At 56.2% G+C, this 19,240-nt stretch carries 16 protein-coding genes; 6 read left to right on the forward strand and 10 right to left on the reverse strand.

All coding sequences use genetic code 11. The features are described 5' to 3' along the window. Positions 1-80: 80 nt before the first annotated feature. The 4 genes from IEV54_RS10055 (at position 81) to IEV54_RS10070 (ending at position 3,948) form a co-directional block, all read left to right on the forward strand. Positions 81-845 (forward strand): EAL domain-containing protein, encoded by a 765-nt coding sequence (locus IEV54_RS10055; protein ID WP_223825484.1) that lies wholly within the window; start codon positions 81-83, stop codon positions 843-845. Further along, positions 838-2,277 (forward strand): hypothetical protein, encoded by a 1,440-nt coding sequence (locus IEV54_RS10060; protein WP_150278230.1) that lies wholly within the window; start codon positions 838-840, stop codon positions 2,275-2,277. Before IEV54_RS10055 ends, IEV54_RS10060 begins: the two co-directional genes overlap by 8 nt. A 44-nt stretch (positions 2,278-2,321) precedes the next feature. Next, complete coding sequence (gene mscL, locus IEV54_RS10065; RefSeq protein ID WP_150278229.1) at positions 2,322-2,741, forward strand: large-conductance mechanosensitive channel protein MscL; 420 nt, start codon at positions 2,322-2,324, stop codon at positions 2,739-2,741. 73 nt (positions 2,742-2,814) lie between these two features. After that, the gene (locus IEV54_RS10070) at positions 2,815-3,948 is read left to right on the forward strand and encodes a methyltransferase (RefSeq protein ID WP_150278228.1); all 1,134 of its coding nucleotides are present in this window, start codon (positions 2,815-2,817) and stop codon (positions 3,946-3,948) included. A 3-nt stretch (positions 3,949-3,951) separates the two neighbouring features. On the opposite strand, the gene IEV54_RS10075 is transcribed toward IEV54_RS10070, so the two are convergent. The 5 genes from IEV54_RS10075 to IEV54_RS10095 form a co-directional block, all read right to left on the reverse strand. Then, positions 3,952-4,101 carry a DUF2256 domain-containing protein gene (locus IEV54_RS10075; RefSeq protein WP_150278227.1) on the reverse strand — a complete coding sequence of 50 codons (150 nt, stop codon included), beginning with the start codon at positions 4,099-4,101 and terminating at the stop codon, positions 3,952-3,954. Continuing rightward, entirely contained in the window at positions 4,098-5,639 is a 1,542-nt protein-coding gene (locus IEV54_RS10080; protein WP_150278226.1) for a cryptochrome/photolyase family protein, read from the reverse strand. The genes IEV54_RS10075 and IEV54_RS10080 overlap by 4 nt, the downstream gene beginning before the upstream one ends. Then, positions 5,636-5,950, reverse strand: a complete 315-nt coding sequence (locus IEV54_RS10085) for a DUF6482 family protein (RefSeq protein WP_150278225.1) — start codon at positions 5,948-5,950, stop codon at positions 5,636-5,638. The genes IEV54_RS10080 and IEV54_RS10085 overlap by 4 nt, the downstream gene beginning before the upstream one ends. A 68-nt stretch (positions 5,951-6,018) precedes the next feature. Then, positions 6,019-6,540: a TIGR00645 family protein gene (locus IEV54_RS10090; protein WP_150278224.1), complete on the reverse strand. Its 522-nt coding sequence runs from the start codon at positions 6,538-6,540 to the stop codon at positions 6,019-6,021. A 398-nt stretch (positions 6,541-6,938) separates the two neighbouring features. Beyond that, positions 6,939-9,374: a Lon protease family protein gene (locus IEV54_RS10095; RefSeq protein ID WP_150278223.1), complete on the reverse strand. Its 2,436-nt coding sequence runs from the start codon at positions 9,372-9,374 to the stop codon at positions 6,939-6,941. A 154-nt stretch (positions 9,375-9,528) separates the two neighbouring features. On the opposite strand from IEV54_RS10095, the gene IEV54_RS10100 reads away from it, so the two are divergent. Then, complete coding sequence (locus IEV54_RS10100; protein WP_150278222.1) at positions 9,529-11,037, forward strand: amidase; 1,509 nt, start codon at positions 9,529-9,531, stop codon at positions 11,035-11,037. A 10-nt stretch (positions 11,038-11,047) separates the two neighbouring features. On the opposite strand, the gene IEV54_RS10105 is transcribed toward IEV54_RS10100, so the two are convergent. The 4 genes from IEV54_RS10105 to IEV54_RS10120 all read right to left on the reverse strand — a co-directional run bounded on the left by IEV54_RS10105 (position 11,048) and on the right by IEV54_RS10120 (position 16,736). Then, on the reverse strand, positions 11,048-11,896 hold the full coding sequence (locus IEV54_RS10105) for a uroporphyrinogen-III synthase (RefSeq protein ID WP_150278221.1): 849 nt from the start codon (positions 11,894-11,896) through the stop codon (positions 11,048-11,050). Between the two features lie 31 nt (positions 11,897-11,927). Beyond that, positions 11,928-13,382: a DUF3336 domain-containing protein gene (locus IEV54_RS10110; protein ID WP_150278220.1), complete on the reverse strand. Its 1,455-nt coding sequence runs from the start codon at positions 13,380-13,382 to the stop codon at positions 11,928-11,930. 53 nt (positions 13,383-13,435) lie between these two features. Beyond that, positions 13,436-15,214, reverse strand: coding sequence for a wax ester/triacylglycerol synthase family O-acyltransferase (locus IEV54_RS10115; RefSeq protein ID WP_188434407.1), 1,779 nt, complete (start codon positions 15,212-15,214; stop codon positions 13,436-13,438). A 439-nt stretch (positions 15,215-15,653) separates the two neighbouring features. After that, positions 15,654-16,736 carry a calcium/sodium antiporter gene (locus tag IEV54_RS10120; RefSeq protein WP_150278218.1) on the reverse strand — a complete coding sequence of 361 codons (1,083 nt, stop codon included), beginning with the start codon at positions 16,734-16,736 and terminating at the stop codon, positions 15,654-15,656. 224 nt (positions 16,737-16,960) lie between these two features. Here IEV54_RS10120 and IEV54_RS10125 point away from each other — a divergent pair, with 224 nt between their 5' ends. Beyond that, positions 16,961-18,064 carry a DUF2855 family protein gene (locus IEV54_RS10125; protein ID WP_150278217.1) on the forward strand — a complete coding sequence of 368 codons (1,104 nt, stop codon included), beginning with the start codon at positions 16,961-16,963 and terminating at the stop codon, positions 18,062-18,064. A 19-nt stretch (positions 18,065-18,083) separates the two neighbouring features. Here the strand turns inward: IEV54_RS10125 and IEV54_RS10130 are convergent, their stop codons facing one another. Then, positions 18,084-18,920 carry a helix-turn-helix domain-containing protein gene (locus IEV54_RS10130; protein WP_188434408.1) on the reverse strand — a complete coding sequence of 279 codons (837 nt, stop codon included), beginning with the start codon at positions 18,918-18,920 and terminating at the stop codon, positions 18,084-18,086. Positions 18,921-19,240: the final 320 nt, after the last annotated feature.

Here is a 19,240-nt window from a genome sequence, read left to right on the forward strand (position 1 = left end):
TAAGCCGTCCGGCCTGACAGGCCAATGGCCAGCATTGTTATCGACTATACTCTGCCCGTATGTGAACAAGAGACCATTGTATGCCGACCCAGATCGAAATTCCCAAACCCTGCAAAGCCTGCCAGGACAACGAGCCACTCTGCTTTGACTTCACCATGGCATTTCAACCTATAGTCGACACCCGCGACAATAGCGTGTTTGCCTATGAAGCCTTGATACGTGGCACTGATGGCGCGGGAGCAGCGAGCATGCTGTCCAAAGTCAATGAAGACAATCGTTATATCTTCGACCAGTCATGCCGGGTCAAGGCCGTAGAGCTCGCCTCGAGATTGCAGATTCCCTGCTATATAAGCATCAATTTTCTGCCCAACGCAGTGTATCAGGCCGCAACCTGCATTCGCGCCACCCTTGAAGCCGCACGACGCTACAACTTTCCGACCAATCGGTTGATATTCGAGATCACCGAGAACGAAAAGCTGGTCGACAAGGAACACCTTAAAAGTATCATCAAGGAATACAAGCGCCAGGGCTTCAAAACTGCGATTGATGACTTCGGCGCCGGTTATTCCGGCCTGAACCTGCTGGCCGAGTTCCAACCAGACATCATCAAGCTGGACATGGACATTGTCCGCGATATCGATCAGGACCCTGTCCGCCAGGCCATTGTGCGGGGGATTATCGGCGTCTGCGAGGCGCTGAGTATCGACGTTATCGCCGAAGGAATCGAGAGTCTGGAAGAACTGACCTTGCTCCAATCGATGGGTGTTTTCCTGTTTCAGGGTTTCCTGTTTGCCAAGCCCGGATTCGAGCATCTTCCCGAGATAAGCTGGCCGGCCAATGTCTGATACTGCCAAAAGCAAAAAATCCGGGAAGGACTCCGTCGCCAAGCTGAATGAGCAATTGCTTGAAGCGCAATTCGAATTACGCAAAGCAGGCAAGGGCCCCATCCTGCTACTGATCGGTGGGAATGACCATGCCGGCAAGGCAGAGATTATTCATACCTTCTATGCATGGCTGGATAATCGCTTTCTCAATACTCGGGCTTTTACCCTGCCCAGAGGGCTGGAAAAACAGATGCCGCGCTTCTGGCGCTATTGCCGGACGCTTCCGCTGGACGGCGAGATCGGCTTTTATCTGGGCTCCTGGTATCACCAGCCATTGAGGGAGCTTTGCACGGGCCAGATCTCCGAGGAGCAGTTTGCCGAGCAGATGCAGGATATCCTGCGCTTCGAGCAGTTGCTGGTGCATGAGGGTGCGAGCGTGCTCAAAGTCTGGCTGGAGTATGACGATACAAAACCCGGCACCAGTGATTCACCGCCCACCACAACGGTGGCGATGCGTGAGTGGAGCGATCTTGAACCTGCAGAGTTCCAGAAAGTGCATAGCGCCGCAGAACTGATGATCGACCTGACATCCACCGAGGGCGCTTCCTGGAGCCGCGTATGCAGCAACAATGCAGAGCAACGGGACCTGTTTATTGGCCAACTGGTTCTTGATGCCATCCAGTCAAAATTGCAGGGTGAGAAACAGAGCGCTCGGCCCCATAGCTGGATTTCTTCCAGCCACGCCCGACTGGACGAACTGGATTACAGCCCTGCGCTGACCAAGGACGAGTACAGCATTCAGCTCGAGTATTATCAGGACCTGCTGCGTCAGCTGGTGAGACACCCCGACTTTTCCGGCCGCAGCCTGATGCTGGTATTCGAAGGCACGGATGCGGCGGGTAAAGGCGGCACCATACGACGCATAACAGAGTGCCTAGACCCACGCTTTCTGCGCGTGCATGGCACCCGAGCCCCGACTGATGAAGAAAGACAACAGCCTTATCTGATGCGTTTCTGGCGGCGCATTCCCGCCCCCGGGACCATTGTTGTATTTGATCGCAGCTACTATGGCAGGGTACTGGTCGAGAGAGTCGAAGGTTTTTGCAGTGCGGCACAGTGGCAGCGCGGCTACGGCGAGATCAATGATTTCGAGCACCAGTTGCGCCAGAGCGGCACCCTGGTTATCAAGTTCTGGCTGGCGATCACCCCCGAAGAACAGCTCGATCGGTTCAAGGCCCGTGAGAACTCGCCGCTCAAACGCTACAAGCTGACCGACGAAGACTGGCGCAATCGCAAGCAATGGTCCGCCTACCGCGAAGCAGTGCACGATATGCTGGAGTTCACCAGCCCCGCTGAAACACCCTGGCACCTGATATCCAGCGAAAACAAACGCCACGGCCGAATACAGGCATTGAAAATTGTTTGCGAAAGCCTGCAACACGAGCTCAAATAGATGCTGCTACCGCTCCAGGGAAGCACTACACAGGAATAGTTGCCATGCGTTTACTACATGAGTTCAAAGCGTTTGCAATGCGGGGAAATGTTGTCGAGATGGCGATTGGTATCATAATCGGCGCCGCCTTTGGCAAGGTCGTTTCGTCTTTTGTCGCCAACGTGGCAATGCCGCCGCTGGGCCTGCTGATCGGCGGGGTCGATTTTGCCGATCTGGCCATTGTATTAAGGCACGCCCAGGGTGAACTGCCAGCGGTAACGCTAGGCTACGGATTGTTTATCCAGAGCATCGTCGATTTTCTGATCGTCGCAGCGGCCATCTTTGTTGCCATCAAGGTGATGAATAACCTCAAACGCGAAGAGGTGGAAGAACCTGCCCCGCCACCCGTGGAAACACTGAGCAAGCAGGAAATACTGCTCGGTGAGATTCGCGATCTGCTCCAGCAGCAACGCCGGGAGCCATAGCAGTACCGAGGACGCCAACTGGGGTATACTGGGCCCCAGTTGTTTGTTCCTCTTCATTTAAAGCGGCATCCCCATGCAAACTTGCACCACCGCGTTTGGCTCACTGGAGCTAGAGCGCTACCCCGTCACCGAAAATCCTACCCTTCAGGCATTCGATACTGCAGATGTGTATCTATTGCAGACGCTTGCTGAACAGCCTGGGGCAGACCTGCCGGTGCTGGTCATCAACGATCATTTTGGAACCCTGGCATGCGCCCTGGCAAAAGCCAACCCAGCTCTGAAACCCCATAGCTGGAGTGACTCCGAGCTGGCCAGGCTGGCACTGGAAGCCAATCTGGCGCACAACCAGCTGGAGCCCGACGCGGTGGTTTTCATCGACAGTCAGCAGGCGCCGCAGGGACCCTACAAGCAGGTTCTGATCAGAGTGCCGAAAAGTCTGGCACTGATGGAAGATCAATTGTCCCGCCTGCGCGAACACCTGACCGATGATGCGACCGTGACTGCCGGCGCCATGCTCAAGCATCTGCCCCATGCGGCGGGTGACTTGCTGGCAAAACATATTGGCCCTTATCAGGCGTCGCTGGCGTGGAAAAAAGCCCGGCTTCTGACCGCCACGTTCGATGCGAATCTGGCGCCAGCCAAAGTTGATCTGACGACCGAGTATTCCCTGCCGGGTGTGTCAGTGGAGCTCACCAACCTGCCCGGCGTATTCTCCAGGGATAAACTGGATAACGGCACACGGCTCCTGCTCGAAAGCCTGCCGACCGCTGTAGGCGATCAACGCATCGTCGATCTGGGTTGCGGGAATGGCGCGCTAGGTATCAAGGCCGCTCAGCTCAACCCCGAAGCCCAGCTGGTGTTCATTGATGAGTCCCACGCGGCAGTTGCCTCGGCAAGGCTCAATTTTGCTCGCGCATTCCCCGAGCGGCAGGCCGAGTTTCTGGTCAGTGATGGACTCAAGGATATGCCACCCGCTAGTGTGAAGCTGGTGCTGTGCAATCCGCCCTTCCATCAGCAACAGGCGGTAGGTGACGAGGCGGCCAAGCGACTGTTTACTCAAAGCAGTGAAGCACTGGATGCCGAGGGCAGCCTGATGGTGGTAGGCAACAGGCACCTGGGATATCATGTGAAGTTGCGGGCCAATTTCGACAAGGTCGAGCAGTTGGCTGCCAACCCCAAGTTTGTTGTGCTCAAGGCCAGCCGATAACACCTAACCCGCTGGAGGTTGACCCTTCTGGCGGCGGCAACGTTCGGAACAGTATTTGACGTCGTCCCAGCAGCGTTGCCATTTCTTGCGCCAACTGAAAGGCAGCCCGCATTGCACGCAGACCTTGCTCGGCAGGTCTGCCTTTTTCCTCACAGGGCGTCGCCCTGATCCAATCGCTTGAGCAATGTCTCGCCCCAATCCCACAGCGCCTGCTGGTTCTTTTCTGTCATGCGGTCCAGGGTGCCATAGATCATTTTCATCCGGTGGTTGCCCTTGAATTGATCGCGGTGGCGCATAAGGAAGTGCCAGTACAGGGAGTTGAAAGGACAGGCCTTTTCACCGGTCTTCTCGGTGACCTTGTAGCTGCAACCCTGACAATGGTTGGACATACGCTTGATGTACTGGCCACTGGAGCAATAGGGTTTGGAGCCCAGATAGCCACCGTCCGCATGCATAACCATACCCAGCGTATTGGGCAACTCGACCCAGTCAAAGGCATCCATGTACACAGCCAGATACCAGTCGCATATCTGTTTTGGCTGGATGCCTGCCAATAGCGCAAAATTGCCGGTCACCATCAGGCGCTGGATATGGTGAGCGTAAGCATGCTCCAGAGTCTGGCCTATGGCTTGTTGCATGCAACGCATGCGCGTTTTACCGGTCCAGTAGAACTCCGGCAGATTCCGGGTGTTGCCCAGCGTATTCTTCTCGGCGTAATCGGGCATCAGTAACCAATAAATACCGCGCACATATTCGCGCCAGCCGATTATCTGCCGAATAAACCCTTCAGCCGCGTTCAGCGGTATATCGCCAGCCTGATAGGCTGCCTGTACGTCGAGACATACCCTGCGGGGATCCAGCAGACCAATATTCATCGCTGCGGCGATGCGCGCATGGAACAGAAACGGCTCGTGATCCGCCATCGCGTCCTGAAAATCGCCAAAGCGCGGCATGCCCTGTTCGAGAAAAGCGTCCCAGAGACTTTCTGCTTCCTTGGCTGTAACTGGATAATCAAAATACTCCAGCACCCCATAATGGTCTGCAAAGTGTTCGGCGACCAACGCCTCCACTTCGCAGGTTATCTTGTCCCGGGGGAAGTGCGGCTGGACCGGTATACGAACGTCTGCGGGCAACGCCTTGCGATTGTCCGAATCAAAATTCCAACTGCCTCCTTCGGGGCCCCCATCGGCATCCAGTAAAAACTGATGCTCTTTACGCATTTCGCGATAGAAAAACTCCATGCGCAGCTGCTTGCGGTCCCCAGCCCAATCTGCAAAACGGGCATGGCTGCACAGAAACCGGTCATCCTCAAGCACTTGCAACTCGGACCAGGTCTCTTTCAGGGCATTAAACGCATCCAACAACCGCCATTCGCCGGGCTCGCAGAGCAAAATGGATGCGGGCTGGAGACGCTTGCGCGCGCGTTCCAACTCCCCTGGCAGGGAACCCGTGTTGTCCTTGTCATCAAGTTTGATGTAATCAACGCAGAACCCTCGCGCTTCCAACTCCACGGCAAAATGCCGCATGGCAGACAGGATCAAGAGAATCTTCTTGGGATGGTGGGGCACATAGCACCCCTCCTCCCGAACCTCCGCCATGAGGATGCGATCAATTTCGGGATCTGCATCACGCAGGGTGACGAGGTCATGGCTGAGCTGATCACCCAGCACCAGAATCAGATTACGCGTCATGTGTGCAAGGGATACGTAAGACGCATGGGGGGCGCCTTGGGTGCGTTACTCTGCCCCGCAGGGCCTATTTCGTCGTAGACATTGTGGTGAATCAGATCAATGGTCTCCAGCGGTATCTCGACAAGCGTTCTGCGCGCTTCCTCGAAGGAGCGGAATGTCCAGGGCCGTTTGTCACCGGGCTCTTTTTTGAGAATCTCCTGGCGACTTTCCAACACCGCCTCGACAAGGTAAATGGAACCCTCATGGGAGAGTACATTCAGTTCAATAATCTGACCTTCACTGGCCATTTTGTGCAGTTCGTCGAGCGTCATCAAATCACTCCGGGGCAGGCATTTGAAAAACTATACCGTTGCCCCGGATGATGCTCCATTCGCAGGTGTTACATATTGTCCTTTTTCACTGACAGGGTGCCTTCGGCCTTGGCGATCTTGTCCAACAGGCCCATGCCAAATGCCGACACAACGAAGGTCATGTGAATGATCACGTACCACATCATCTTGTCGTTGGGGATGTTCTGCGCGTTCATGAAAACCTTGAGCAGGTGAATCGAAGAAATGGCCACGATCGAGGCGGCCACTTTCATCTTCAGCGAGCTCGAGTCCATTTTTCCCAACCAGCTCAGCTTTTCCTGACCTTCCTTGATATCCAGCTGGGAAACAAAGTTCTCGTAGCCGGAGATCATCACCATGACCAGCAAACCGCCCACCAGGGCCATGTCGACCAGCGACAACACCACCAGAATCAGGTCCGCCTCGGCAATGGCAAACAGATTGGGAAGCAGATGCACCACCTCCTGAAAAAACTTGACTGCAAGGGCAAAGAGGGCAAGCGACAGACCCAGATAAATTGGTGCCAGAATCCAGCGGGCAGCATACAAGACGGTTTCCAGTGCACGTTCCATATTCGTTGATACCTTTCTCAGTCAGGTTGCCCGCGTGTCGGGCAAGTTGTTCACAAATACTGTGGATAACTCTGTGGGTAGCCGGATATAAGTAGTGCGCAAGCCCGAGTAGAGCGGCTATCCGTGGCAGAGTACAAAAAACAGCCAGAATAATTGACTAGTAAATTCAAACACCTGTTGGCCACCATTTCATGCAGGCTACAGCTGGACAAAGACCATTTTTACTGAAGCACCTCCCCCTTGATGCACCTCACGGTTTTGAGGTATTGACAATTTCGGAATCCGTCTGCGACTTGAATATACTCCACACGATCTGTGGATAACTCTGTTAGTAAACATGGGAAACAATGCTGCGCGGCATGCCTGGGCTGGCATGCGCGCGATTGTTCATCGAGTGATCAAGTTCGACTGGCTGGTTTCGACACCTCAGCCTCGTTGGAACCGGACTCATCGTCACGCTGTAACTCTGCAATCTCTCGCAGCCGACCAACCACTCGTGCGTTGATGGTACCTTCAGGATAATGGCCTGAATCATCGGCTATGCCGGTTTCCTCGCCCGCCAGCAAACCCATAGCCTGGTCTACCTGACTGACCGCGTAGATATTGAACATGCCTGCCTCCACCGCATCAAGCACGCTCTGATCGAGCATCAGGTTAGGGATGTTGGCCCGCGGGATGATAGCACCCTGTGTGCCGGTCAATCCTCGTGCCAGGCACAGACGAAAGAATCCTTCGATCTTTTCGTTAACACCGCCCACAGCCTGCACCTCGCCAAACTGGTTTATCGACCCGGTAATGGCAAACCCCTGCTTCAAGGGCGTTCGCGACAGAGCGGACATCAGTGCACACACCTCTCCCAGGGAGGCACTGTCGCCATCCACGTAACCGTAGGACTGCTCCAGGGCAATACTGGCAGAGATTTCCAGGGGAAAATGCTGAGCGTAACGACTACCCAGATATCCGGTCAGAATCATCACACCCTTGGAGTGAATGGGCTGCCCGAGCTCCACCTCTCGCTCGATATCGACAATGCCACTGCCGCCGGGGTAAACGGTGGCACTGATTCGCGCTGGCACACCGAATACGGAATCTCCCACCTCCAGCACGGTGAGGCCGTTGCACTTGCCGACCTCGGCACCATCAGTATCAATCAGAATGACGCCGGAGAGCATATCCTCACGGATTCGCGCGCTGACGCGCCCGGTACGGGCTTCCTTGGCTTGCAGGGCTCTTTCGATATGCGCAGTGTCGATGAGCGGATCGCCTGCCAGTTGCCGGGTAAAATCAGCTTCTGCAACCAACTGGAAAATATCGCTGATACGCGCAGACAGCCGCTTCTGGTGCTCTGCCAGACGCGCGCTATGGGTCATGACTCGCGCGACAGCCGCGGCAGTAAGCGGCGCGATCCCCTCTTCCGAGGTCCGCGTCTTGAGCAGCTGAGCCATACTTTCGATACTTTCCGGGGTTCGGGGCAGATCCTCATCAAAGTCCACCAGAACGCGAAACATTTCCTGAAAATCCGGATCCAGGTCCTGCAGTGTGTAGTAGAGATGACGCGAGCCAATGATGATGACCTTGACGGCCAGCGGGATGACCTCGGGCGTCAGCGTCACAGTGGTCAACCGCCCCATATCGGCCCAGGGTGATTCCATCTTCAGTTGCCGTGACTGCAGAGCGCGCTTGAGAGCGTCCCAGACAAAAGGCTCACCCAGCAGCTTTTCCGCCTCGAGCACCAGGTAGCCGCCATTGGCCCTGTGCAATGCGCCGGGGCGAATATGCCGATAGCTGGTAATCAGGGCGCCCTGCTCGGAGCTGTATTCGATGCGCCCGAAGAGGTTGTCGTATGACGGATGGGGCTCATGCACCACCGGAGCGCCACCTGTATCGGCATGACCTACGATCAGGCTGGGGCAGTACTGTTCGGTAAGCAGCTGCTTTTTATAGGCCTCGGGGCGGGGTTCGAGTGCACGCTCGTCAACCAGCAGCTCGACAACGGTTTTCAAGAGGTTCTGGCGGACCAGGTTCAGGTAATCACAGACCGCCTCGTTGCCACTGTATTGCTCCAGCAGCGGCTCGAGGATCGGCTTGATCGCATCGGTGATGGTCTGCTCATTGAGCTCGCGTAGTTGATTACTGGATTCACGCTTCCATTGCGGCAAGCTTGAAAGTGCTTCGTTCAGCACCTCCTCAAGGGTGGCTATGTCCACATGAAAACGCTCGCGGACGTCCTCGGGGAGCTGCGCAAACTCGGCTTCGTCCAGTGCCTTGCCATCTTTCATCGGGGTGAAGGCGATATTCTGGGCGTCGCGATACACCGCAATATTCTTTTCCAGCGCCTTGCGTTCAACCGAATCGATCGCACGGTCATAGCGTTGATTAAAGCCCCGATCAATCGCGCTTTTTTTCTGCTGGAACGCCGGGTGCTCGAATACCGCCGGGAAAGTAGCCAACAGATTATCTATCAGCTTGTTTATATCTTCGAGCAGCCCGCTGGCTGTGCCAGGCGAAAGATTCAACGCCCAGGGCTCGCGAGGCTCGTCGAAATTATTTACGTACAGGCAGTCCTGGGGCGTTATCTGACGCTTGGCTTCAGCCTTCAGATAACGCATTACGTAGGAAAAGCGCCCTGTACCAGGCTCACCCATAACGAATACGTTGTAGCCCGAGCGGTGCATTGCTACCCCAAACTGCAGAGCCTCTACCGCACGATCCTGCCCGAGAATACCCAGAAAAGGCTCCAGGTCGTCAGTGGTAGTGAACCCCAGACTGTCCAGGTCGATTGGTGCGGTAAGCTGAGCGGGCAGCAGGCGAAGAGCATCGGCGTTGTTGGTCATCAAGCGTCCTTCGGGGTGGTTTGCATGCGAAGCGGCATTGTTGCCCTGTCAGCTTCCGCTGACAAGGGCAAAGCAGCGTTTGACTTGACGACCGAAGGTCCAATCGCGTTCTATTAGAGTAAATACTCAAAGACAATAACAAGGTGGCGCAAGCATGCCCTTCACTGTGCAGGAATACATTGAAAGCGATGCGACTGGTCTTGCAGAGCAGATCGCGACAGAAACCACCTCCGCCGGGGAGCTGCTGGATATCGCGCTGGAGCAGTATCATCGCCTCAACCCAAAACTCAACGCCGTCTGCCAGCCGATGTTCGAGCTCGCGCGTGACCGCACACAGCAGCAACTGACAGGGCCGCTTGCTGGGGTTCCCATCCTGATAAAGGATGCTATCCAGGACTATGCCGGGCTACCAACCGGTAACGGCAGCAAGGTTTTCAGCCGGATCCCGGCAACGCGACATTCACACATTGTGCAGCGTCTGCTCAATGCCGGCGCGGTGATTATCGGCAAAACCAACACCCCCGAACTGGCCCTCAAGGGCGTTACTGACCCCCAGGCCTTTGGCCACACCCGCAATCCATGGGATTTCACGCGCACCCCTGGCGGTTCCAGTGGCGGCTCGGCAGCGGCGGTTGCTGCCGGTATGGTGCCACTGGCTGGCGCCAATGATGGTGGTGGTTCGATCCGTATTCCCGCTGCCTGTTGCGGCCTGCTCGGGTTAAGACCCAGCCGCGGACGCGTCTCGGTGGGGCCCGCCCATGGCGAGATTTGGGAGGGTGCCTCAAGTGATCTTGTTGTGTGTCGCAGCGTACGCGATGCTGCCTTGTCCATGGACATTCTGGCGGGCCCGAATCAGGGGGATCCTTTTGTAATCACCTCACCTCAGACCTCTTTCCGCGATCTGGCTGCGCGTGACCCTGGGGTATTGCGTATCGGCTACACCACTCGATCGCCAGTAGATACGCCCGTTCACCCCGAAGCGGTGCGCGCCGTCGAAAATGCCGTAAAGACGCTGCAGTCATTGGGCCATGAAGTGGTCGAGGCGGAGCCCGATTACAACGGACAGGCCCTGGCCCGGTGCTACCTGAACATGTATTTCGGCCAGGTCGCCGCGACCCTGGATCAAGCGCGGGAAACGGGTGCACGGGATGAAGACTTTGAGTTACTGACCCGCGCCCTGGCCGCATTCGGACGCGGGATGACCAGCGCGAGCTATATCAACAGCCACCGTCAGTGGAATCAGTTCAGCCAGGCTCTCGGGACCTTTTATCAGCAACATGATCTGTATCTCACACCGACTATTGCCCATCCGCCAATACGCCACGAACAGGCCGAGCTTCCGGCGGGCCAGACTCGAGCCCTGCGCTGGTTGCTGGCTAGCGGCTTGTTGCCCATCCTGGCTCGCTGGGGAGCGATGGATAACATGGTGGAGGATATGGCTCGAAAGAACCTGACCTATGTACCCTTTACCCAGCTTGCCAACCTGACAGGCACGCCGGCAATCAGCGTACCACTGCACTGGACCGCCGAGGGACTGCCCCTGGGCGTCCAGTTCTGCGGACCCAGCGCCAGCGAGCCTCTATTGTTGCAGCTGGCCAACCAGTTGGAGCAAGCGCAGCCGTGGGCGCACAGGCGCCCTGAAATGAGCAGGATCAACCAATAGATCAGGAACCTTAATAATTTGGTACCGGACCAAGGGACTTTACCAACTCCCTGACCAGCGGCTTCATGAAGAAGCTGCTTTCCGGCATCAGGTCCACTCGCACATCACGGTTACGCAGCTCTTCAGCCACCACGGGGCCCACTGCAGCGACCTTCAATTGCCGCAACCCGTTGATCAGCGCCTGCTCACCGCATTGCCGTCGGCCTATCTGAAAGAGTCTGCGCACCTGGGTAGCGCTGGTAAAGGCAACCGCATCAAGCTGGCCATCCAGAATCGCTGCCACCAGCTCCTCCACCCGCGCGTCTTCCACATCGTCCGCATAAATATAGGGAGCCACGCTACTGGCGATGGCTCCGGCCTCACGCAGAAAATCAATCAGGGGCAGGTTGGGCTCGGTGCCATACAACTGCACCGCTACGCGCCGGCCTTGCAGATTTTCCTGTTGCAATGTGCGGATGACCCCCTCGGTCGTCGGCTCCAGAGCAACGAGATCAGCCTTCAGGCCGACACTACGCAGCGCAGTGCCAGGCTTGGGTCCGCGGGTAAGTTTGCGTACCTGCCCCAGCCTGGCAATGAAATCCTCACGCAAGCTGCCCCCCGCGCGCTCCGCCGTACCGAGCAAGCGCCGCAACCCCTCGCCGGTAAGCAGAATAAGATCATCCCATGGCTCGTCCACAAAGCCTTGTAGCCAGCCAGCTATAGCGTCCTGGTCGGGTGCGTCGTGAATGGATACCAGCGGACAACGCAGCACCCTGGCACCCCGGATTACCAGCATGTCAGCGAACAAATCCAGCTCACGACTTTCCGGTAACGCAATATGCCGCCCGGCCAGAGGCTGCGTCTCGACGATTTCGTTCATGTCCACTCCACCTGCAAAAGCACTATTGTGCCTACTTCTCCCACCCTCGACGATGAATGATTTCATCCAGGGTGCGACTGATAGCGGTGCAGTTGCGGACCATCTCGATTTTCTCCCAGGTGGAACGCTCGCCCTCATACAGTAGCCGATCCATTGCTTCACGCGAGGGCGCAGCGAGCAGTCGAACGGGATGGTCCCAGCGGTTACGCAGGAATATATTGATATCGGCCGTGTACTCCTGACGCAACACCCCGTAGGCCAGATGCTGCATCAGGTTGATCACCGGCGATTTGATACGGATATTGTCCCGGCCGAACTTCATGGCTTCAGCCGTGGTGCTTTTAATCAGGTTGGCCTGGTAATTGATAATCGCCCGCAAGGCAGTGGGCGGCGCGTCTGGATCAGGGGTTATCGCGAGCGCAGCAGGGTTGGTCATGCTCGATATAAAGTGATTCACACCGAATAGACGCGCCAGACGCTTGGCTGGCAGATCATCCGCAAAGGAGCCATCAATCCACTTCATATCCGGCAGATAGGGAACGGTTTCACCGTGGGCGTTTCGGCACATCAGCGTGACAGGGGGATAGATACCATAGATCGCGCAGGAGGCCATCACCGCGGAACGGATAAGCACGTTCGGTGAGGTCACCGTGTTAAGCAGCCGAGGGGCCTGCCGCCGCTCCAACCCGGTCACGGTGATGTTCAGTTTGCGGCCTGTCAGCTCGAACGCCTCCTGAAAGGTCAGATCAGGAATAATCTTGGCCAGATACTGGGTCAGGTTCTCGGCGTCCATCTTGGGTCGTGGGTTGCCAAAGAACGACAATGCAGGCCGAATGGCAGAGGTTTCCTCTATCTCGTGATGCAGACTGTCCAGACTCAGGCGGTGCTCGAGTTCCTCATCCACGTGGGTACAGGCAGTCGCAGCCAGGATGGAGCCGGCACTTGAGCCGGAGATGATTTCCGGTAGCAGTCCCTGATCAAACAGGGCTTTCAGCACGCCCGCGTGGAAAAAACCGAGAACCGCACCGCCACTGAGCATCAACGCCGATCGACCAAAGCAGTGGCTGGCCCGCAAAAAGAAATCCTGCTTCTCTTCCAGAGAAATGATGCTGTCGTCCACCTCATCGAGATCCTTCAGGGCACCACAGGTTTCCTCGATGAATTCGGTTATCAGATCCTTGGTGCCGAACTTGGCCTTGTTATACATCGACGGCTTGCCCATGCCGCCAATATTGCCGTGTATGCCCTCGTTCAGATCAAACAGCAGATCGTGATATTCGCCCTTGCTGCGTAATTCGCGCAGGCGATCCAGACGCTGACGAATGCCCAGATAATCATAGCTGTCGGAGGCGTCCGTCTGTTTCCAGTCCTCCATGCCGTTTTGTGCATCCCAGGCAGCGGCCAACCCCGCCCATTGTTCATAGGTCTCCGCCTGCTCCATTTCTCGCAGCAGGGTTTTGCTACGGACTTTTTCAAATAGTTTCATTGCAACCTCCGGTATGGCTGGCGCCTCTGGCGAGGCGCTCACCGATTGATGTTTCAGCTACCGTCCTGCTTTCTCTGCTCCGTCTGGCTGCTCGATGGCTCTACCACCAAAGCCTGTGCGGCTTTCGAAGACGCGGCACTGCTGGTTGGCACCGCCTCAAGACGCTTTTTCACTGGTGGCTCGACAGCTGGATCAGCCGTTTGAGCAATGGGGTTGGGGGCGGCCTTCTTGCGCGTTGCCTTGGGCTTTCCGGATGCTGGCGTCTTGGCTGCAGGTTTGGTGGCAGCCTTGGTAGCGGATTTGGCTTTGACCTTGGGCAGGCCATCTGCTTTTGCCGGGGTCGCCAGTTGGTTTTTTTCTGCTGCTTTGGCTGCCTGCACCTGACTGGCGGCTGCTTCATAGGCCCTCGCTTCAAGTGCCTCGGTGGCCTGCAGATATTCCTCGGTGGACTCCTTCATGCATTGAATATAGAAGTCCATGTCAGGCACCACGCCCCGATCAGCGACCACGCCCAGATTAAGTCGCTCATAGATGCCGGTCATGCCATGACTTATCGCCATACCATCACAGACGGGCACGAGCGGGAAAACCTCGCGAATTGCCGCACCAGCAAAGTAACGGGTGGTATTCCCGGGTATACCTGGCACATTGGTGATCACGGTATTGATCAGCGGTACTGCGCTGGTCACGTGCGTCTTGTTCTGCACCCAGGCGCCCAGGGCACGCATGGCCGGCGGCATCATGTCACCGGCTGAATTACTCAATTCGCAGAGTATTTCCTTGGCGATCGGAATGCCCCTGGCCGTGCGCGCCTGAACAGCCTGCAGGCGTTCCACCGGATCAGCCATATTGGTCCCGATGGCGATATACATCGCCGATATGAGATTGCCTCCCTCAACCTTCGAGTCCTCTGGACGAATCGACACAGGGCACATGGATACCAGGGAGTCCTTTTCGGGCAACTGGTTATGCTTGGCGAGGTAACGGCGCATCCCGCCCGCGATGATTGCCAGCAATACGTCGTTCAGGCTTGCACCCTTGTGCAACTGACGCATCCGCTTGAGCTCCGGAATGATCCAGGTATAGGCACCATAGGAACGGTGCGGTGATACGGCGGTATTGAAGATGGTCTTGGGCACCCGACGCTGCTCTGGCAGACCCTCCTTGCGAAACCGATTCGCCAGCTCAAGACTCTTGCGGGAGAAGTTGAATCCTGCCTTCATGCTGCGAAATGTCTGGCCGACCATGCGCGGTGCTGTTCGAGCCCACATCTCCATGCGGGTCGGGGCACGCTCGGCAACTTCAACCCGATCGCGGCGGCCGTATTCATGCGCGGAGGTTTCTTCCATCAACGCGGTACTGAGCTCCAGGCTGGACTTGCCGTCAACGTAGGCATGATGAAAACGGATCAGCACTGCAAAGCTGTTCGGCGGCACACCCTCGACGTTGTTCACGCCTTCTATGATGTACACCTCCCATGGCGCACGTTCCATGTCGACACTACGGGACATCGTACGCGCGGTAAAAATGCACAGCTGCCGCCAGTCACCGGGCTGGGGCAGACCCACATGCCGCACGTGATATTCAAGGTCAAAATTCTCGTCCTCCAGCCAGTAGGGATCATCCAGCTGAAAGGGCGCCTGCTCGAGCCGCCGGCGGAAGTAGGAGGTTGTATTCAGGCGGTCGGAAATGTACTGCAGAATTTCCTTGTGGCGCACGATACCGTCTGGCGCAGTGCTCTGATCGCAGAGCCAGAGGCTGCCAATCATCATTGGCTGGTTAGGAGCTTCGAAGTAGTAGAAATGCGAATCCATGGGTGTAAGTTGCTTCATTGCAATGGTCCTCGTGCGCCAAGATGGGTGTAAAAGTTTCATGGTCAATTTCCATGATTGACTCTTTCAACCGGCAGTGTATTGACTCCAATCAAAGATACACGCCAATAAATGCAAGGCATATGACAAACGGCAGTTCTAATAGAACAATCTAACCATGAGACACATCCGAACAATGCAATTATATGACCATGTAGTCACTTTTCCGATAAAAAGATTAGCTCAGGGAGTTGTCAAAGGTCGGAATAGTAAAAAGAAGGGCTCTGGCACGGGACTTTGCAACTGCAAAAAATATTCAGTTCAGACGAGATTGGAAAGGCAAAAAGGGGCATGGGAACGCTATGCAAACGCACCAGGGGGAAGCACGCAGTGACTGACTAACTGCCCTGCAACAGTGCAGGCTGGAGCGTGCAGGTCTCAGACCTGCACGCTCTCGGCATCAGGAGTTGATTGTTGTCTGGCGTGACCCACGGAACAGAATAACCAGTAGCGTCACCGCAGTAAGTGGCATGACGTAGTAGAGCATCGCGCTCGACAGACCGGGTACACCACCAGCGCCCCCGTCAGTGGTCACAACATGTACGTTGTAGACGATGTAGTACGCCATGAACAACAGGCCTTCCCAGCGATTGATGCGCAGACCGCTGATGAAGATCGGCAGACATGCAAGCGCAACCGCGAACATGACCAGCATATCGAAGCGCAGTACGGCTTCAGACACAGCGATGCCTGCCGGCGCGAGCATCGAAGAAACCCCAAGCACCGCCAGCAAGTTGAAAATATTACTGCCCACCACGTTGCCTACGGCAATATCACGCTGACCCCGGATGCTTGCAATAACCGAGGTCGCCACCTCGGGCAGAGAGGTGCCAGCCGCGACAATGGTCAACGCTACCACACGCTCGGAAACGCCCAGACTGGTAGCCATGGCTACCGCGCCACCTACCAGCCAGCGCGCTCCCAGCACCAGCATGACCAGTCCACCGAGCACCAGCAGAATATTGATCAGCGCCGAGCCACTCTGCTCTGGACCTGGCACACCCAACTCGCTGGCGTCATCTGGCCGGTTGGCACGGCGGCTGCTGATAATCAGAAACAGTGTATAGGCCACAATCAACACAAACAGCAGGATGCCATCGAAGCGCCCGAGAGAACCGTCCAGTGCGAGCAGTATTACCAGCAGACTGGCGCCGACCATGATCGGCACGTCAAGCCTGATCAACTGGCGTGAAACCACCAGCGGCGCGATCAAGGCAGACAGACCGAGAATGAACAGCACGTTGAAAATATTGCTACCCAACACGTTACCCAGCGCGATATCGCCCTGCCCGCTTAGTGACGCGCCCGTCGAAACTGCCAGTTCGGGTGCACTGGTACCAAAGGCGACTACCGTCAAGCCAATGACCAGCGGAGAAATACGAAAACCGGCTGCCAGACGCGAAGCGCCTTTTACCAGCACTTCGGCACCAGCAACCAGCAACACCAGTCCGATTACAAACAATACAATTACCATCAAGGTCATGATTGCAGCCCCTCCTGCAGGGCGATCGCCAGCGATTGCGGGCGCATCAATCTAGCACGCGCCACGTCTCGCGCCAGAGGCGGTACAAAAGATTACGTGGGGCGCTTTGGCCGGAATCTCGGGGCCGGTTATTACTCCCTATTGATCCTGTGATTCCGGGCAGACGCAGCGGTCCAGCTCAGGCAAGCTATGCTGAAACCAAAACTAGCAGGGAGTCCCATTTCATGACCGCCAGCAACCAGACTTTTGTCGTTGACCAGGCCAACCTCGACCAGTGCACCACGCTGGAAATGCCACAGGTGAATGCGGATCAACTCGTCGAGGGAGAAGCGCTATTGACGGTCGACCACTTCGCCTTTACTGCCAACAACATTACATACGCCGCCCTGGGCAAGCGATTCAAATACTGGGATTTCTTTCCGGCAGAAGCACCCTGGGGGCAGATACCGGTGTGGGGTTTCGCGGATGTCGCAGCGTCCAAGCACCCTGAAATCAAAACCGGCAGCCGGGTGTATGGGTACCTGCCCATGGCCAATCAGCTGGTAGTCAAGCCAGGCAAAGTCAGCAAGAGCAGCTTCGTGGATACCTCCGAACATCGTCAGCATCTTGCTCTGGCCTATAACCAGTATCTTTTCACCGATAGCGATCCGGCCTATCGGCCCGAACATGAAGCGTTGCAGATGCTGCTTCGCCCACTCTTGATCACCTCATTTCTATTGGATGACTTTCTGGCAACCAAGGACTTTTTCGGCGCCGACCAGATCATTCTCACCAGCGCTTCGAGCAAGACCGCTTTAGGACTGGCATTCATGCTCTCGCACCAGCGCAAGACCCGCGGCAAGCCGCTGACAATTACCGCTTTGACTTCAGCGGGTAACCTGTCCTTTGTCGAAAGCCTGGGATATTACGACCGCGTTGTCAGCTACGACGACATTGATCAACTGGACAGCAACCAGAGCACGGTCTCCGTCGACTTTGCCGGAAACGGCGAGGTGTTAACCGCACTGCACAAGCACTTCAAAGACAGGATGCTGTTCAGCTCGCTGGTCGGCGCAGCTCACTGGGATCAACGCGGTGGGGACAAGGATCTGCCAGGGGCCAAACCTGAGGTTTTCTTTGCGCCGGGCTATTGGGAAGTTCGCGGCAAGGAGCTGGGCAATGCGGCATTGATGCAACGCTTCGCTGAACTCTGGGCACCGCTGGTAGCATCAGTCGAAAGCTGGATGAAGATCACCACTGTCGAAGGGCAGGAAGCCGTTCGCAAGGCTTACCTGGACACACTGCACGGCAATATTCAGCCAGATCAGGGCCTGATCCTCAAGCCATGAGGCCTTAGAGGCAAGTCCGTTACGGCGGGCTTGCCAGATTGGACGTCAGGAAAACCTTGATATTCTTCTGCTGCCGCACGTAGGAAGGGGGATTCCCGTACCAACGTTTGTAGATTCGTGTGAATTGCGCCAGATCGGCAAATCCCGCCTCCTGAGCCACCTCCGTCAACGACATACCAGTATCCATGAGCCGAACCACCCTCAGATGCTTGAGCCAGTTCTTGTACTCGCGAAATGATAAACCGACGTTCTGCGTGAACACCCGGGACATGCGTGTATAACTGACCCCATTGCGCTCGGCCAGCTGTCTGAGACTGATGGCAGGATCCGAGCGTATCAACGCGGTCAGTTCTGCAGCAGAGGGCTTGGCACTCCCCACCGCAGACCCCGGCGCCAACAATTTGTGCATATGCGCCGATACCGCCAGGGTCTGATCCACATCTGCCCGCCCTTCATACAGTGCCATTAATTCCGCGTTCACAGCGTCCATCAAGCCCCGGTACACAGGCCTGAACCCGCTTGGCGGGAGCGTATTGACCAGGTAAGCGTAAAGGGGCGACTCGGGCATAATATAAAAACCCACCAGACCCGCACCCTCAGCGATTATCTTGCGCCGCAACAATGGCCCCGCCAGCAGAGCTCGGGCCTCCACACGCTGATTGCCAAAATCCACACTGAAGGGCTCTGCATAAGCGCTGATAAAGAGTACGCAGCAGTGAGTCTCCACCCACACAGGGCGGTCCAGCGGGTTGCAATAGAAAAACACCTGCTGCGAAAAAATATACAGCCGGTTTTCCTCAGCGGTACCGCGGCCACGATTGTGGTGGGATTGCACGTAATTCACGTCCCCTGCCATCCCTGAAATCTCCATAACTGATCGAGGTATCCTGCCAAAAAGCCAGCAAATGGGCCAATACAAATGACCATTCAAAGTAGAGTTCTATCCCCTGGCTCCCTACTTCTTTTCAAACCAACAATGGATCCTCCCCTCCACAAAAGTCATCCTCCCCCACCCACAAAAGTCATTCTTCCCCCCACAGAAAAGCCATCCTCGCCACCCATAAACGTCATCCTCGCGAACGCGGGGATCCATGTTGACCGGTACTAACCGGGCACATGGGTTACAGATCAAACCGGGCACATAGGTAACAGGTGATAGCGTATTGGCCTCAATAA

Origin of the sequence: Halopseudomonas salina (genome assembly GCF_014637955.1) — a bacterium.
Taxonomy (GTDB): domain Bacteria; phylum Pseudomonadota; class Gammaproteobacteria; order Pseudomonadales; family Pseudomonadaceae; genus Halopseudomonas; species Halopseudomonas salina.